This window comes from Agrobacterium vacciniicorymbosi (assembly GCF_040427045.1).
GTDB lineage: Bacteria > Pseudomonadota > Alphaproteobacteria > Rhizobiales > Rhizobiaceae > Agrobacterium.
Map to the genome: position 1 here is coordinate 234,423 of NZ_JBETMF010000005.1, position 16,745 is coordinate 251,167.

The 16,745-nt window shown below is 56.2% G+C and carries 13 protein-coding genes; 2 read left to right on the plus strand and 11 right to left on the minus strand.

What is annotated here, in order from left to right:
• Positions 1 to 66 precede the first annotated feature (66 nt).
• The gene (locus ABUK73_RS10370) at positions 67 to 531 is read left to right on the plus strand and encodes an Lrp/AsnC family transcriptional regulator (protein WP_113086727.1); all 465 of its coding nucleotides are present in this window, start codon (positions 67 to 69) and stop codon (positions 529 to 531) included.
• 3 nt (positions 532 to 534) lie between these two features.
• On the opposite strand, the gene ABUK73_RS10375 is transcribed toward ABUK73_RS10370, so the two are convergent.
• The 3 genes from ABUK73_RS10375 to ABUK73_RS10385 all read right to left on the minus strand — a co-directional run bounded on the left by ABUK73_RS10375 (position 535) and on the right by ABUK73_RS10385 (position 4,901).
• Positions 535 to 2,367: an alpha/beta fold hydrolase gene (locus ABUK73_RS10375; protein ID WP_353577206.1), complete on the minus strand. Its 1,833-nt coding sequence runs from the start codon at positions 2,365 to 2,367 to the stop codon at positions 535 to 537.
• A 117-nt stretch (positions 2,368 to 2,484) separates the two neighbouring features.
• Positions 2,485 to 3,738, minus strand: a complete 1,254-nt coding sequence (locus ABUK73_RS10380; RefSeq protein WP_353577207.1) for a glycosyltransferase — start codon at positions 3,736 to 3,738, stop codon at positions 2,485 to 2,487.
• Positions 3,739 to 3,830: 92 nt separating this feature from the next.
• The gene (locus tag ABUK73_RS10385) at positions 3,831 to 4,901 is read right to left on the minus strand and encodes a glycosyltransferase family 4 protein (protein WP_353577208.1); all 1,071 of its coding nucleotides are present in this window, start codon (positions 4,899 to 4,901) and stop codon (positions 3,831 to 3,833) included.
• Between the two features lie 410 nt (positions 4,902 to 5,311).
• Here ABUK73_RS10385 and ABUK73_RS10390 point away from each other — a divergent pair, with 410 nt between their 5' ends.
• Positions 5,312 to 6,547, plus strand: coding sequence for a glycosyltransferase (locus ABUK73_RS10390; protein ID WP_353577209.1), 1,236 nt, complete (start codon positions 5,312 to 5,314; stop codon positions 6,545 to 6,547).
• A gap of 3 nt (positions 6,548 to 6,550) precedes the next feature.
• Here ABUK73_RS10390 and ABUK73_RS10395 read toward each other — a convergent pair whose 3' ends face one another.
• From ABUK73_RS10395 to ABUK73_RS10430, 8 genes are all read right to left on the minus strand, one after another.
• Entirely contained in the window at positions 6,551 to 7,465 is a 915-nt protein-coding gene (locus ABUK73_RS10395; RefSeq protein WP_353577210.1) for an ATP-grasp fold amidoligase family protein, read from the minus strand.
• A 54-nt stretch (positions 7,466 to 7,519) separates the two neighbouring features.
• Positions 7,520 to 8,812, minus strand: coding sequence for a lipopolysaccharide biosynthesis protein (locus ABUK73_RS10400; RefSeq protein ID WP_162727690.1), 1,293 nt, complete (start codon positions 8,810 to 8,812; stop codon positions 7,520 to 7,522).
• A 9-nt stretch (positions 8,813 to 8,821) separates the two neighbouring features.
• Positions 8,822 to 10,888, minus strand: a complete 2,067-nt coding sequence (locus ABUK73_RS10405; RefSeq protein ID WP_353577211.1) for an exopolysaccharide transport family protein — start codon at positions 10,886 to 10,888, stop codon at positions 8,822 to 8,824.
• A gap of 281 nt (positions 10,889 to 11,169) precedes the next feature.
• Positions 11,170 to 12,126 carry a Csu type fimbrial protein gene (locus ABUK73_RS10410; protein ID WP_353577212.1) on the minus strand — a complete coding sequence of 319 codons (957 nt, stop codon included), beginning with the start codon at positions 12,124 to 12,126 and terminating at the stop codon, positions 11,170 to 11,172.
• Positions 12,123 to 14,567: a fimbria/pilus outer membrane usher protein gene (locus ABUK73_RS10415; protein ID WP_353577213.1), complete on the minus strand. Its 2,445-nt coding sequence runs from the start codon at positions 14,565 to 14,567 to the stop codon at positions 12,123 to 12,125. The genes ABUK73_RS10410 and ABUK73_RS10415 overlap by 4 nt, the downstream gene beginning before the upstream one ends.
• Positions 14,539 to 15,258 carry a fimbrial biogenesis chaperone gene (locus ABUK73_RS10420; protein WP_353577214.1) on the minus strand — a complete coding sequence of 240 codons (720 nt, stop codon included), beginning with the start codon at positions 15,256 to 15,258 and terminating at the stop codon, positions 14,539 to 14,541. The genes ABUK73_RS10415 and ABUK73_RS10420 overlap by 29 nt, the downstream gene beginning before the upstream one ends.
• Before the next feature lie 22 nt (positions 15,259 to 15,280).
• Positions 15,281 to 15,784 (minus strand): Csu type fimbrial protein, encoded by a 504-nt coding sequence (locus tag ABUK73_RS10425; protein ID WP_353577215.1) that lies wholly within the window; start codon positions 15,782 to 15,784, stop codon positions 15,281 to 15,283.
• 278 nt (positions 15,785 to 16,062) lie between these two features.
• Positions 16,063 to 16,611, minus strand: coding sequence for a cupin domain-containing protein (locus tag ABUK73_RS10430; RefSeq protein WP_113086837.1), 549 nt, complete (start codon positions 16,609 to 16,611; stop codon positions 16,063 to 16,065).
• Positions 16,612 to 16,745: the final 134 nt, after the last annotated feature.

Consider the following 16,745-nt stretch of genomic DNA (forward strand, 5'->3'; position numbering starts at 1 on the left):
ACATTTATTGCCAATAACGTAGGCTTGATCTAACATTCTCCAAAACATTAGATCAATTGATCCAATATGGAACTCGACAGCTTCGATCAGAAAATTCTGCATGTTTTAGGCGAAGATGGCCGCATCAGCTGGCGCGATCTCGCCGACCGCATCGGTCTGTCTTTTTCGCCGACATTGCGGCGCGTGCGCAAGCTGGAGGAGCAAGGCATCATCAGAGGCTATACCGCCGTTTTCGATGAAAACCGCCTGCTCGGCACCATGGGCGTTTTCATTTCCGTCACCCTGGAACGTCAGATCAAGGATGCACTGGTTACTTTCGAACACAGCGTTGCCTCCATGCCGGAGGTGGTCGGCGGATACCAGACCAGCGGCAGCTCGGATTATCTCATCCACGCCATGGTACGGGATTTGCCACACTATCAGCAGCTGCTGGATTTCCTGACGACAGTACCCGGCGTTGCGCGCATCCAGACCAACTTCGCCACGAAAACTTTCGTCAGACGGTCTGCCGCTTTCACGGGTGAGCCTTAGAGCTCAGCGTGATGGTGGAAACTGCATCGCAATCGCCCTGACCTCATCAGCCCAGGCGTGACGCGCTTCGGCGGTCGTAAGGTTATGATCGGCGTTGGCAATATAGACGATGCGCGGATTGCCATAGCGGCTGGTCAGCAGCCGACCACGCGGGCCGAAATTCGTCTCCAGCATTGCAGCCCCGATATCGCCATCCGTATAGACGATCGACATGCGCGTATCATTGGCAGCAATCGCAGTAAAATCCCGAGACAGCTGATGGAAACGGGCAGACAGGAACGGGAAACGCACCATGATCGGCGTCGTGAAGGACACGACTTTGCTGACGATCATGGCCCAGAGATTGACGATACCGTTTCTGATACGAACTTCGCCGCTCAAAACCCTGCGCCAGAACTTGCCGGACATCAGCTTTGCGCCATAGCTTGAAAGAGGCTGGCGCGAAGAAATCAGCAATGCTTCGACGTCGGCATCGTCAGGGATATAAAAATCAAACACATTGACCGGCACGACGCCGCTGAAACGTTTGTCTCTCACCCCACTTCGAAATGCCGCCCAACCGCCGCTGCATCGCCCGGTGGCCACAACGGGAAAGAGGTTCCGCTCTTCCAGGAAGTCCATGGCGTCATCGATATCCGCCATTTGCCCATCGCCATAGATGATCTGATCCGGCTGGCCGGGAACAGGCGGGCTATCGGCAATATTCGCCATATCGAAACGCAGGCTGGCGATGCCAGATTTTGCCAGATCTCTACAAAGCCGTGCGGTAATGCGACCCCAACCGGAGGCGCGCTCATAGCCGGTCGGTAGCACCAGCACGGTCGCGCCGGTGCGCGGTCCCATCGGCTCGGACAAGACGCCATAGAGGCGATTTTCCTCACCGAAGCGAACCGGCGTTTCCTTGAAGCCCAAGCCTTCCAGCGCCGTAGGCAACGGAACCCGCCGCTTGGCTTGAAGTTCTGGCGTAACTGGGCCTCGCCCGGCAATACCGCTGGCCCAATCGGCCAGAGTTTCAATGGCAGCTGTGGGCGGGACAGAGAACAGGACATCGCGGATAAAGCGATCATATCCTTCAAACAGCAGAGACCGGGTCGTTACACCCAATGTCTGGATATGCTCTGCAAACTCCGCATCCGCGTGGCGGTTTTCCTGTTGCAGCAACAGAATATCAGGTGCAGGCGCGCGGGTGGCGGACGCTATGGTCAGCTTTCGCAATCCGGCGGCCACCGGGTCTGGAATGATTTGCTCGCCCATGGCCGGACCAGCAGAGGTCGTCATGGGCAGCGCACCTTGATTGGCGATGCGGCTCAAGGCCACGAATTCACGCAGCCAATGGCGACCGGATAGCGCAGGCGCTGCCAGTGCCAGACCTGAAACATCGTCCATCGCCTCTGCCACGCGCCATGCCAAAGCACCGCCAATGCCATGGCCGATCAGCAGAATCCGCTCCGCGCCCGACAGTTCCTTTAACGTCTTTGCGGCGACCCTTGTCGTGTCGAGCCAGACATCGAGGCCTGTGCTGTAATCTGGATGGTCAAGCGCATCGCCCGTACCGGGATAATCGAAACGCATGCTCGCCATGCCCCGCTTCGATAATTCGACCGCAAGCCTTTGCCAGAACTTACGCGCGCAAAGTTCTTCAAAACCCCATGAGCCGACAAAAAGAACAGCCGTATTCGTTGCTGGCGACACGCCTTCCAGCTGAGACAGATTTCCGAATGCGATGGAGTCGGCAGGCCGGAAAAGGCCAACCGTATCTGCAAAGGTAACGGGATAATCAGCAGCGATTTGCGCGCTATGTCCCTTCATCTGATGCAGACCAAAACCGGCATTCATATTCCACCCTCCAATGGATGCACCAAGTAAAAACAACGCAACAATGCGCCACCCAGGTTAAGTAATCTTGAAACCCTGCTCTCAATAATGACACGTTGTTGTCTGCTCAAACAATTATCAGGCTGAATCTACATTCCTGGCAGCAAGTGCTGTTTCCAGAATGCCATTAAGCCGCTGGTAATAATGGGAGACTTCCGATGTTCCCTGAAAGCCCACAATGCCCGGAAAATGTGTGTCCCGTTCCAGCCACCAGCGCTCATGCCCAATAGAGAGCGCTTTTTCCAAAGTCTCGACAAGAGAGTTCTCCCGGTCGGGATCGTAACACCAGCCCGTTCCAAGGTCGCGCAAAATCTCCGGTGTGCCGCCGCGTTCCGTTCCGATGACAGGCACGCCATAGGTTGCGGCCTCCATCAGGATCAGGCTTTGCGGCTCGTGCCAGCGTGATGGCACCACCACGACGTCCGCGATCTTATAGACCTCTTCCGGTGGCACGAAACCAAGGAATTCTATGGGAGCGTTTCCGACCAGTGATTTCAAATGTCGCACATAGTCTTCACGACCGCGCCCGGCAATCAGCAACGTCGCGGGCTCAGGATGCGATTGTTTCAGGAATGCCCGGATCAAATCCTCGACACCCTTCTCCTCAGCCAGAGCGCCAAGATATCCAAATGTGAAACGCTCGCTCGTGCCGCTTTTACGGCCAACCATTGGCGCGTGAAACAGCGTCTCGCTGCGATTGGCGTTCAAAAGCACATGCCAGTCGGCTTTCGGCAGCACACCATTGCGCAAAAATCTCTGGCGCAGCGCATCGCTGACCGAAATTGCCGTCACGCCTTCGCCATCGCTGGATTTGATGCGCGCGGTCAGAACGCGACATTCCAGACACGGCTTTTCGCAATTGCCGGAACTGCGGAACATGCTCGATTTCGGGCATAGCAGGGCATAATCATGCAGATGCAGACAGAGCGGAATGTTAAGCGCGCTGGTGGCCTCAAAAATCGCAGGCTGCATGCGTGCGGAATTATGGGCGTAAACGAGGTCCACTTTCTCGCGCAGCAGCAGATCCTTCACCTCTTTTGCAGACGTCGCACCCAGTGCGCTGCGAATATGCCATGCGAGTTTGCCAAGCTTGCTGACCGCCGGTTTGCGTGGACCCGGCAGATAGCTATTGTGCCAGTTGACGCGCAGAACCCTGATGCCATCGCTATTGATGCTCTCACCCGGAGGCGCAACCTTGTCGCCCTCAAGGCCCAGGGAAAGAATGATGACATCGTGATAGCGCGCTAGCTCTGCCGCGCACATGCGTGCCACGATCTCTGCACCGCCCTCCTCCTGGGGAGCAAATGTCTGTGCGACGATACAGATTTTCATGGGTTTCGTTTCTTCTCCATCACGCACTCATCATCCGGCGGGGCCGGGAGTGACGCTGATCTCATATTATTTCAGCAAGTGTAAACATAGCATCAAAGATCGGAGACAGCTTTCAGCAAGGCGCTTGCACTTCTGTCCCATGAAAATGCAGCTGCCCTTGCATGTCCGCGCGCAATCATCTCACCACGCAGATCGGGATTTGCGGTCAAATGATCAACAGCCTTGACGATGTCCTGAGCATCTTTGGGGTCGAAATAAATGGCCGCATCGCCACAGACTTCACGCGCAGGCTCTATGTTGGAGGACAGAACCGGACAACCGAGGAACATTGCTTCCAGCGGCGGAATTCCAAATCCTTCATAGAGACTGGGAAACAGCAACGCCCCGGCATTGGCATAAAGCGCAACGATTTCCTCGTCGGACAGGCGACCGGTAAAGACGACCCGCTCGTTTTTCGGGCGTCCAGCCTCCGCATCCCCCTTGAAAACACTGGCGGCTGCGGCCCCAACGACTACGAATTGCGGCGCTCTCTGACCCATGATCCCGATGGCCTCGACACCGCGCAGAATATTCTTGTTCGGCGTCGGAGAGCCGACAAACAGCAAATAGGTCTTCGGCGTCAGACCAAGACGGTGCAGCACCGTCTCATCCGACTTGATGGATGCCATGTGCTCGCAGCTGTTGGGAATGATCGAAACGTTTTTTGCACCGATGGTCTGCGTCAGTTCCCGCCGCGAAAATTCCGACACGGTCGCAATCCGGCCGCGACGTGCCAGAATATTCCCAAGCGCGCCGTGCACCATACGGTAGGCAGCTGAGAAATTCTCCGGCGTGCGAAAAATCATCGCATCATGAATGACCGTCAGGCTTTTGCCATGCAGAACAGGACCGCTATTGCAGAGATTGACCAGCCCGCCTTTGCGGGACGCAGCAAAAAGCTGGGTCTGCTCCCAAATATGTCCAGACAGGGTACCCTCATGCCTCTGTTTGATCGAAGAAAGCTGCATATCCAGCACGGCACCCTTCGGGGCCAGCAGAACCCATTCATCCGTGCTTTGGGTGGATACCAGATACCGGTCCAGCGCCTTGACGATCTCTCGCGCAAACCGCTGAACACCGCTGGTCTTCTGAGTCAAAAACCGGCCATTGATGAAATTCGTCATGCGATTTTTCGTCTCTCAACGCGCTCCACACCCACCAAGACATCGTTGAAATAGGTCACAGTCCCACCGGGTATCGTCTCAAAAACGCGCAGAATCATCATGATCCACCTCATTCACAGCATCGCATCGAATGACGACCTGCCATTTCGCAGATAACTTAAATCGTAAATTCCTTAATCAAGATGGAACAGAAGGAGCGAAATATTCTTCCCCCTATCTAATTTCGCAAGCAGCGTGGACACAACATTTAAGAGTGTTTCGAAGTTCTGCGCTCCGCTCATTCTATTGTGATGGGACGTCTCAAGACTATGATTTTTGCTGTGCTGCCATTCAATATATTTAAATAGTTGAGCGGGCATAAGTACGGGTAAGCAAAAACACGACGCGTTTCGCGGAAAAGGGAAGCGGATTTGAAAATCTGCATCGTATCGCAAACTTTCGCTCCACAAGAGGAGGGCGGCGCAGAGATTTCAGCGCGTCTGGGTGCGATGGAGCTTGGGCAGCGTCACGATGTCACCGTACTGGCGCTGGGCAAAGAAGGCGATGCCATTGCTCCGCCGGGTGAGAGCCGGCTGCAAGGCGGCATCCGCGTCGTTCGTCTTCCCTGGAACAATAGCTATCTGCCGCTACCCCGTAAATCTTCCGCCGGTTTGCTGCGACGTGCCAGCTGGCACCTGCGCACGGCATTCGGGGCGATCTGTCCTGAACAGCTGACCCAGTTTCTGGTCAAAGAAAAGTTCGACCTGATCTATGCCCAGAATTCCGCCTATATGCAGCCGGCGCTCTTCATTGCCGCACGGACGGCAAACATCCCCATTTGCCTGCATCTCAGGGATTACGGCCTGCTCTGTCCCAAAACCAGCATGTTTCGCAATGGCGACAATTGCAAACGCCCCTGCCTCGACTGTTCACTGCTGAAGCGCCGCACACGAGAACTGACCGGCAGCGATATGACCGTCATCGCCGTCAGCGATGCTCTGCGGGAAAGATTTCTCAGCAATGGCGTGTTGCAGGATGCCGACTGGCACGTCATGCACAACACCAATGCGACCGAAAGCAGTTTCGAAACGGCACTGATGGGCAGACAGGCCCCCGCCGCACCGGTTTTCACCTTTGGCTATCTTGGTTCTCTTGCAGATGAGAAGGGCGTGAAAGACCTGATCAACGCCTTCCTATCGTTGCCGAACCACAAGGATGCGAGGTTGATCATCGCGGGACGCGGTCGTCCGCGCGATCTGGAAAAGCTGAAGCAACTGTCGCAAGATGCCTCCGTCGATTTCAAGGGTTTCGTTCGACCGGAAGAGATTTACCGTGTTGCAGATGTCGTCATCGTGCCGTCCCGCTGGCACGAGCCGCAGAGCCGTATTCTCGTAGAAGCGCCAATTTACGGCATTCCCGTTATCGGCACCGCGCGGGGCGGTACGACGGAAATCATCCGCAAACATCAGACGGGCTGGTTCTACGATCCCGACAAGCCAAACGCCTTGTCGGAACTCATGGCGAATGCCCTGTCCATCGGCCAAAGGCATTGGTGGGAAAAACGCGACGAGATTTTTCCGGGTCTGGCAAACTTCAAGGGTACTGCCGAACAATCCGGCTATTACGGACAGCTCGAAACCATCTTGGTTTCGGCCGCAACGCGTTAAGCGTCATTCCTGTCCGGTGTGGAACGTCCCCCTCGGCTTTTCCTTCCAGAAGGTGCCGAGCCACGCATCCGTCGAGGGTGGTCTGAATGCACCGAAGCTGGATGTGGGGCTGAAGGTCATTTCCCCGAATATAGGGCCGGATGGTTTGTCGTAAAAATCGATACGGACGAATTCGAAACCCTGTGCCAGCGTGCGTGCAGCCGCCAGAATGTCCTCCAGATGCGGTGGGCGTGGCAGTTCGCCGGTTTCGAGCGGATAATAATGTCCAAAATCGAGCTTGTTCCAGTGCTCGTCATAAAAGCAGCGGCGGTGATCGGTAAAGCGCGCCGTATCGATCTGGATGCAGGGAATATCGTTTTCAAAGCAGAAAAGCTTGTAATCGACAGGCGCTTCGCCATCGTCACCGATGAAAGGCTCGATAAAGATTTCGGGATCGATGTGGTTGTACCACTCTTCCGCCAAGCGCCAAGCGGTGCGCCCCGCCAGCCAAGCGTCGCATTTTTCCTTGGCGCCGACCAGATCCTCAGGACCATAGACGAAGATATTGCGGTCCGAGCCGTGATTGACCTTGATGACATAGGGAAATGGCAGCGGTGGGCAGTCATTAAGGTTCTTGCCGCGCCACAGGATGGGCGTCACCCATTTTTCACCCAGAACCTTCGCAACATGCGCCTTCACTGCAATCTTGTCGCTCAGCATGACAAGACGCGGATCGGACTCCGGCCCGGTCCAGGCAATCTTGCGGGCGGCCAGATGCTCGTTCAGCGTCTTCGGAGTGTCGAGGTTCGCCCATAATTTGTGGTAGCGGTAATATTGCAGCTGCGTCGCCTGCTTGATCGGCAGGCTTTGAATGACGGCATGATAAAGTTTTTTGAATATGCGACGTCCGAGAGAATGCTGTGGCTGATCCGATGCCATGGTTTCAATCGCCCCTGATAAAATGGTTCTTCAATATAAAATGTCTCATAGCCCTTAAGATCGCGAGGCCCGCCACAGCAAGGTGCTGGAAATCGTCGCGGTCACAAGCGCTGTGAAAAATGCGGAAAGTCCGGCGCCGATGAAGCCGAACGTGCTGATCAACAAGACGCTCATGCCGATCGACAAAAGCACGCTGGACAGGTTCACGAAGGCGTAATGGCTGTCTTTGCGCAAGCTGTTGAGGCCAAGCCCCATGAGATCGGTACAGGACCGCACAACCGCGGTCAGCAGCAGAAGCGCAAAGATACCCTGATGCTGACCCAGCTCTGGCATGTTCATCAGATGCACGAGAATATTGCCGCTGACGAAAATCGCCACGCCGAGCCCGAATGCGACGGCAGCCGTCTTGGTAAACTGCCAGATCATCACGTCCCGCCACTCCTTCATGGAGCCGGTATTATAGGCTTTGAAAAGCGCGGGGATCGCCACTTGCAGCACTGCGGTCGAAATCAGCGTCTGCAAGGCATTCGCCAGCGACCAGTAGAATGTGTAAACGCCGGTCAGGGAGAGCGTCAGCAAAAGCGACACGATGTATCGGTCGGCATAGACGAGCCCGACATTGCTCATATCGCTGATATAGATCAGCCATGCCTTACGCATGCGCTTCTTGACCCAGCGATAGCGCATTTTTGTCTGAAAAATACGCCGGAACGGCCAGTTGCGCAGGAAGAATGCAAGGCAAACAAACATCGGAATATAGCCCAGCGCCCAGGCTGCCATGATCGTTTCGATGTTGCGGAAAAACGGAAAGGCCAGTCCCAGACCAACAACGGGCACGATCCACGATGATGTTCGAAGGAAAAACAGCACATTGGCCTGGCTGGACATTTCCTGCGCAATCAGCGGCACATGAATGTCGCAGGAGATGGTCTCGAGCCAGACGACCAGCAGAATGAGGAAATAGAGCGGTATCACGGGGTGACCCATGAAATAGGCCGCGATCAGACCGATGGCTGTCATCGCGGCCAGTGACGTCACCGTCACCATCAGCCTTGTCTTCATGTAAAGACCGGCTATTCCAGAGGTTTTACCGCTGATATCGCGGGAGATGAAATAGTTCAGCCCCCAGCCGAGAATGGCCGGTGCCGCACTGACGACGCCGAGCGCCAGGCCATAAACGCCTGCCGCTTCAAGGCCGATGAATTTGACGATGTAGAACGACAGCGCAAAACGCAGAACAAGCGTGGAGCCGCGAAGGCCCATATTGAAGATGACATTCAGGCCCGTGACGGAACGTCCCTGCAGAAAAGGGATGCGCATAGCCGCCCGTTCGTTGTTCTCAGCCAAAGTCAGCCCTCAATATTGCAGACCGGAACGCGTCATGCGTAACACTTTGATGTCGTCCATTCCGCTTTCTTCCAACGTGACGAGTGCGATGACGACACTGCCGGTATCGTCTTCATGCTGCATGAGGAACACTTCAGCCAGATCCCGACGAAGGCTTGGGCGAATGCGCGATTTCGCCGCCACACCACCATCGACCACGATGAGATCGAAAGCGTCGCCATTCTTGTCCTTCGGGTCGCGGATCGCGATCTCACCCTGCGGATATGCCGGTGCGAATTGGAGAAAGGGAACGGCTTCCACGCCGTAAAAATCATCTGCTTCTGTTTCAGCGGCACTCTGCTCAGGTAAAAGCATGGCCGTCAACAACGGATCGTGGGTTGCTCCATCCACCAGAAGAACCCGCCGTCCCAGCTTCGACACTTCGACGGCAAGGTTGAAAGCGGAATAGGGCGCGCGATTTTTAGGGCCGGTGGAAACGACCAGAATGGCATGATTGGCCGCAGGTTTGATATGCGAAGAGACAAACGCCGCAAGCCCGCCGAAATCCTCGACGGTAGGTGCATTCAATGCCTTGGTATCGGCTTCCCGAATGAGGCGCGGTTGGTGAGCGGCAGGAGGTGCGGCAACTGCCTCGACCTTATCGGATGCCGGTAACAGCGTGACCGTGCCATTGCCATCTCCGCTTGCAACAAAAGGCGTGCGGACAAGCTGTTTTGGCTCGTCCTGCTGCCCGCGGAACTGGTCACGCAAAATTAGAAGTCCGGCAGCGAGAATAAGGCCCAGAATGCCACCACCCGCCGTTATCAGCGCGCGCGGCGGGCCAGCGGCACGCAATGGCGGTTCTGCACTGGAAATGATCTGCGGATTTTCGCTGGATGTGCCCTGCTGCTCGGAAAGCTGCTTGGTTCTCAAAAGAAATGCTTCATAAACCGCCCTGTCGCTTTCCAGCTTGCGCTGCAATTCGCGCAGGCGAACCATGGTCTGCTCATCGCTGTTGAGCGTGGTCTTCAAGGTATTGGCGTTGGTTCTGAGCAGCGTCAGCTGGTTCTTCAACCGCTCCAGATTGCCTGAAGTCGCGGTTGCGAAATTGCGCAGTTGTTCATCGAGAATATTGGCAAGCGATTGCGTTCTTGCGCGCGCCGCCTGCAAGGACGGATGCTGTGCGCCGAGCGAATTCGCCTGAACGGATTCCTCTTCGCGACTTTCCTGATACCGCGCCCGCAGGGAAATAATCGCTGGTGTCAGCGATGTGTCGGGAATGGAACGCAGATATTGCCGGTCGTTTCTCGCACGGTTGAGTTCCGCGACAAGCGCTTCGCTTTCGGCAACCGTCGCAGACAGTCGGGAAATCTCGGTATTGGCGTCTGCAATGCGCTGCTCGACGTCAGGGCGGCCCTGAATATCAGCCAGATTATGCTCTGCCCTATAGGCCTGAACCGCGCGGTCACCATCTTCCACGGCTTTGCGCAGCTGATCGAGTTGTGCAGCGAGCCCGCCACCGGTGCGGCGCAGAACATCGCTGTTCATTTCGACGCGCACTTGCGTGTAGGTGTTGGCGATGAGATTGGCGAGGTCGGCGGCCCGTTGCGGGCTGTCGGACCTGACAATCACGTTGACGACGTAGCTTCGGCCCGCAGCATCGACGGATATGACCTTGCGCAACGCATCGAGCGCCAGATTGCTGCGGCTTTCCTTGTCCGGATAAAACGGCTTAGCCGCACCGAACTTCGGGTCGTCATAGAGTTTCTCACTCTCCACGATGCGGGAAAGCACCTGCGCGGATGTGATGATGTATTGCTGATTGAGGACGTGCGAATCCACGGACCTCGGCTGGCCCGGCAGATCGCTTTCTAGAACGCGCGAACCTTCCGGGTCGAGCAGAATTTGCGACGTGGCGACGTAATAGTTCGGGATCAACAGAGACACGCCGAATGCCAGCGCCGCGCAGATGATGCCGATAAGGACGATGAACAGGATGTTGCGCCACAGCAGGGCCGCCAGGCGCAGGAGATTTTTCGGTCCACTGGCTTGCTCACGGTAATGCGGCTCGTAAGACGTGGTGTCGTTAATCGCCATATCGGTTTACGATCCCATATTCTTGCGGAAGCTGCCGTGTGCGATGTCCTGATATCGCCATGCTCTTCAACGTTTGCTCACTGTGTTCTGGCATTCGAAACATCGGGGCTGACACGCCAAAGGCGGAGCCTTTCAGTCTCACCTGCCGACACCGGACAGAACGATGCCCGGCATTTGGCCAGCCCGCAGTTTAGGGATGACGTGTTAATATACCGTTTTGCGAAAACACCCTCGCCCCAACTCTACCGTCACTGGATGTGCGCGCATCGACCGACGCAAGCTCAGTAATTGACGGTCACCACCACCGTATCGGAATAGAGTCCCGGTGCAGGCGTATTTTGCGCGGGAACACGACCATAAACCGTCAGCGTCTGCGCCGTGCCATTTCCGGTGCCGGAAGCGATCTGTCCCGCAGCGCTTCCCCAGACATTGGCCCGGTTTGTGTCACGATAAAGACCATAGGTCACGGAAGCGCCTGAGCGAGTCATTTGGCGCGCCGCCGGCGGGCTGTTGCTCAGGCCGCCATTGAGCGAAACAGTGTAAGGCAGATTGGCTGTGCAGGTCAGCGAGATAGAGCCCGTTGCATCCACGGCTGTCCTGAGAACGCCGTGACTGCCAAAATTGATCGACTGCGCGGACACGATACAGGTCGGCTCGACCGCCGCCGTGACGGTAAAGGGTACACGGGTCAAGCCTTGCGTCATCCCCGTGCAGCTCGGAGCCCCAAGAGTATATGCGGCGTAGTTGAACCTGGTTTCCATGCCAGCAAAACTGGATGTGTATAGGCCCTTCGCTGCCGAGGCCTGTGAGGCGGAAATCCTGCCATAAACCGTATAAGTGGCACTGTTGATCAATGCTGGCAGCAGCATGTCGATCACCAGAGGTGAGCCAATCGCCGTCTGATCAACCGAGCCCCAGGGCGTTAAACGCAACGCATCCTGATACAATTGATAATTGAGAGCGGTGGACGTGCTGCCCAATTTCATCTGCCGGACACCGCTGACCTGCCCTCCACTTCCTGCATTGATGTTTGCGCAAATGCGGACCGACAGACCGCTGCCGGAGTTGTTGTTGCAGGTGACGTTGAGCGTACCCGTACTGTTCGCAGAAGCACCGCCAGCGAGATTGACGAAGCCGAAATTCATGTCGGACATGCTGAAACTGCAAGTTTGCGCCCAGACCGGTGAGCCACAAAGAATTGCGCTTAAAGCGACTATGGTATGGCTAAACCTCATCATGGAACACTCCTGCAAATGGCATCCAGCGTGACGCGTTTTTCCTCACCCGCTACCGCAACCACGTCCGCCTCGCATTTTCCCTTTGTCGGTTGGGTGATGGTGAGACGTTGCCTGTCCGCGACATCATCGAGATAGGCCTGCCCGTCATAACCCACGACGAAATCGCCCTTTGCGTCGGTAACGCCCGTCGATCCCGTCTCAACGAACTCTCCGCTTTCGTCCCTCAGCGTAATCAGCGCCACGCGCCCCTGCGTTTCCACCTGAAAATCGACAACCGCCCCTGCCCTGTCGGCCGGAACGACCACCTGCTTGGTGCGGTCTATTTTTGCATCAAGAGGAAGATTGCTCGGGTCCAGCGTAATATTGTTGGCATCATACGATCTGAGATTGGGCAGCAATATCTTGCCGCGACGGTTGGTCTGGCCGATGGGGCGGTTCTCCAGCAGGATTTCTACACCCGGCGCTCCCGCATCCACCACAGCAAAAGCGTCGTCGATCCGGTTTCCAACGAATATGTCCCCACCTGCCACGGCAATCGAGCCCTCGATCTGCCCATAAGCCTGCGTCGAGCCGTTGAACTGATCGACCCCCGCCGAAACGCGCGCGACGCTGCCGCGATAGCTGCCCGCTGCCGATATGATATCGTTGGCACCCCTGGAACCGCGCATCCGCCAGCCGTAACTTCCCTCTTTCTGCTCTTCGGATTTGGCAATGTCAGCCGTCATCGAATACCCGTTGGCATCGCCCGACAAAGCCGCCGACGTCGAGATGCCGCCCCCGAAAGCCCAGGAAAGCCCGGCAAAAATACCGTAGGAATTCTTGTCTTCGAGGTCCTTATAGGCGGTGACGTAGATATTGCCGTTTTCGCCCAGAGGACGCGTGGCCGACAGTCCCAGCAACCGGGATTTTTGCCCATCAGCACTTTCGAACTGGGTGTAGGAAAAATTCAAGCTCGTTTCATCGAAGACGAGCGGGGTGGAAACCGATATCTGGTCCACGGCACGCGGCGCACGCGCACTTAGCAATCCCGATGGCGTTTGGATTTTGCTCGTGTCTGCGGAAACGGACGCCAGATCATTGTAGTCGCCAAAGGTCCGCTGGGATCGCGCGAAGAAATTCATACCGAACAACTCGGCTTCCGCACTTGCGGCAAGCTGATAGCCGCTTTCACCGCCAAATCGGCTGGAAGAACCGGACAGGGTTCCCAAGCCGTAGGTGCCAATCGAAAAGACGCCCCCGACGCCGAAATTGTAGAAATCCTCTCCCCCTTCCGCGTGCCCTTCGATTGTCAGCCTATCGGAATATCCATATCTGACCGTTGCCGAGCCGAGTGGACTTTCATCATAATCGAAGGACTCAAGACCGTAATTGCGCCGCGCAAAACCAAGCTCGGCGGAAAAATCCAGCAGGCCCGGAGCCAGAAGATTGGTGGAGGCAAAGAACGGTGTTTCCGACACGGTCTCGCGGCCCAGTGCATCGCGCACGACCAGCCGTGCATTGCCCGACCCGTTGATGACCGGAAGGTTTGTGATGGAGAACGGCCCCTCGGGGACTTTTTGAGAAATGCGCTTCACATTATCTATATAGACATCCACGGTCGAAGGCACTGCCGCCGAACCTGCAAATTCGGGCAGCGGCATGGTCACGATATCGGACCGCAAATCGAAGTTGCGCCTAATCTGTATGCCGCCAAGCCTTGCCGGTCGTGTCCAGGAAAGACCGCCGGTGATCATGTCGCCCGCCCGGTAGGTGGTCAGGTTTTCCTCATCCGAATAGGTCCAGTAGCTATCCAGGCGCTTGGTATCGAATTGTTCGTTTTGCGATGTGCTCAGGATTTGAGAGGACGAGATCACCCCCAGTGGCCCGAACACGCGGCTTTCCAGAAGAGCGGAGGCCCCGTTGAAATCCGTCAGATCAGACCAGCGATTTCCACCGGAGGCACCATAGAGCGTGTAGTTGACGAGCGCACCCATGTCCTTCGCCACCCTCTGTTTGCTCTCGCCGTCCTCATCCTCCTCGGCTGGCTTCGGACGGCCCGAGACATCGATCACCTTGCTGGCGCGGGCCTCCATCGGCAGGTCGAAATAGATGGACTGGCTGGCTTCATCGTAGCGTGACGTCACACCGGGCAATTTGGAAATATCGATCCAGCCGTTATCGGCCTTCGCAGTTTCCACCGGCGTGATCCCGACATTGGTCAACTGTTGTGGCTCGATTAGCAGCGACCCGGCACTGTCTTGACGAAATGTAGCGATCAGTTCCGTGGACACATTGTTGATGTACACTTCGAGCTGTAACTGTCCGGCCTGTTCGGCGGCAACAGAGACGGGCGGTGCCGCAGGAACATCCTGCGCCACGGAAAAACGGCTCGATGAAAGGATCGTCAAACTTGCAATCGCCAAAACAGCGAGGCTATCCGCCTGTAACGCGCGCCGTCGCATTGACGGGGCCGCCTTCGCTGTCTGCCGAAATCTTCAATGCGCCACCGGATCGCTTGCCGCCTGCCGCCGGAACCAGCCAACTGGCGCCGGATTTGCCCAGCACATAACCCACCAGCCCATCCTGCCCCGCCACGGGTTTGCCGCTTTCATTCAGCAGTTTCAGATTGGCGACACGCAGTCGCTTGGTGCCATTGTTGGAAACCGACACCCGGTAGCCATTCGCCTGTGGCGTCACCGACCAGACCGTCTGCGCCTCACTGGCCGTATTCTCTGAGAAGAAAACCGGGATCGAGTGGCGGAGAACGAGATTGATCGTGCCTGACGGTTGTTGACCCGTCGGCGGCAGTTCATCGACAATGATGCGGTAGCTCTCTTCCGCTTTCACCGGCTTTTTGGAAAGCCGGACAATGCGCACCACATTTTCCGCGCCCGGTTTTAGAAGCGTCATCGGCGGACTGGCAACCACATCATTTGCAGGGGTCAGAACATCCGACCCGTTCTCCTGCGTCCAACGGAAGATGCGCACCTGAACATTGATCGGCGTTTTGGCATCGTTCCATACGCGCAAAGTAGACGATGCGGTCGGGGCCTTGAGGTCGAGAATGACGGGCGACACCCGCAGCGACGCAGCATTGACCGGCGACACGGACAGACCGGCAAGGAACACAGCCGCTAAGGTTAAAAGACGCATAGGCAATCCTCCCTTGAGCGTTTTAGTAATTGATGGTGGCCCTGACGGTGTCGTTATAGGTGCCAGCCGCGGGCGTCGTCTGGGCTGCGACGCGGCCATAAACGTTGAAGGACTGGGTCGCGCCTGTCCCCGTTCCCGTCAGCCTGTCGACGTTTTCTGTCACTCCCCAAACATTCGCGCGGTCGGAGTCGCGATAGAGGGAATAGGCGATCGTCGGTGCACCGGCAGCAGAAGACGTCATCAATCTGGTCGCAACCGTAGCGCCATTACCAGCCCCTATTCCCAGACTGATTGAGAAGGGCGTATTGTTCGTGCACTGGACGATGATCTGACTTTGCGCATCGACATTGCCATTGATCACGCCGCGGGTGCCAAAATTCAACGCGCTGGCCGAGTTGATCCGGCATTCCGCCTGAATGGTGATCTGGACGTTGAAATCCGTTGTCGCGACCTGCGCAACTGCCATACTCGGCGCAAAGATCAAGGCTGCAACGACCATTCCATAGCCTGTTGTGGTGAACTTCATGCTCGCTCCCTCCCGGCTGATGCATCGCCGATGCTACCCCACAGGCGGCAAAAAGTCACGCCGATAGCGGGTAATAAGAATATGCTAATGCTCGCTTGAGGAGGGTTAACGGTGTCTTAACGTGGCAATAGGAAGAATTAACAGGCGAAATACAACAGCGGATACAACCAGTTTTAGAATAAAACTTTTCTGGCATCGGCGCCTTTTATGGCCACCGACATGATCTCTTAATAAACCACACAAAATAATTCGTCGGCTACCTTTTTATACTACCACGATCAGAAGCTCGGAGGCGTGCAGGCACTGATCACCTCGCACGGCACCGGCCCCACGCATCGAAACGTATGGGGTCGCCTGCTCTCGAAATAATAGGCATCGCCCGGCCCCAGAATGCGGCGCTCGTCATCCACGGTGACCTCCAGCCGCCCGGACAGCACGATACCGCCCTCCTCTCCCTCATGCACCAGGGGCACGCGCCCAGTTCCGGCACCGGGTTGGTAGCACTCCTTCAAAATCTGCAGGCTGCGGCCAAACAGATTATCACCGATCTGGCGATAGGAAATTGGTCCCTTGCCAATCTCCACCAGCTCTTCAGCGGCGTAAAAAGCCTTGCGCGGTTTGTCCGGCTCGAAGGCAAAGAATTCCGCAAGCCCGATGGGAATGCCGTCCAGGATGCGTTTCAATGCTCCGACGGACGGGTTGGCCGAGTTGGACTCGATCAGCGAAATCGTTGAGTTCGTCACGCCCGCACGTCGTGCCAATTCGCGTTGTGAGAGTTTGTGAATGGAGCGCAGATGGCGCAACCTGTTACCAATATCAACGACCACCTTAAGCTCCGCGATTTGCATATGTTCGATATATCGCAAACCTTACAGATCACCTCAATGATTACAATGAATTAGAGGACGAAAGAAAAAGACTTGTTCGGTCGAGAGAAGTCAGGATTGATACGTCATCTCAA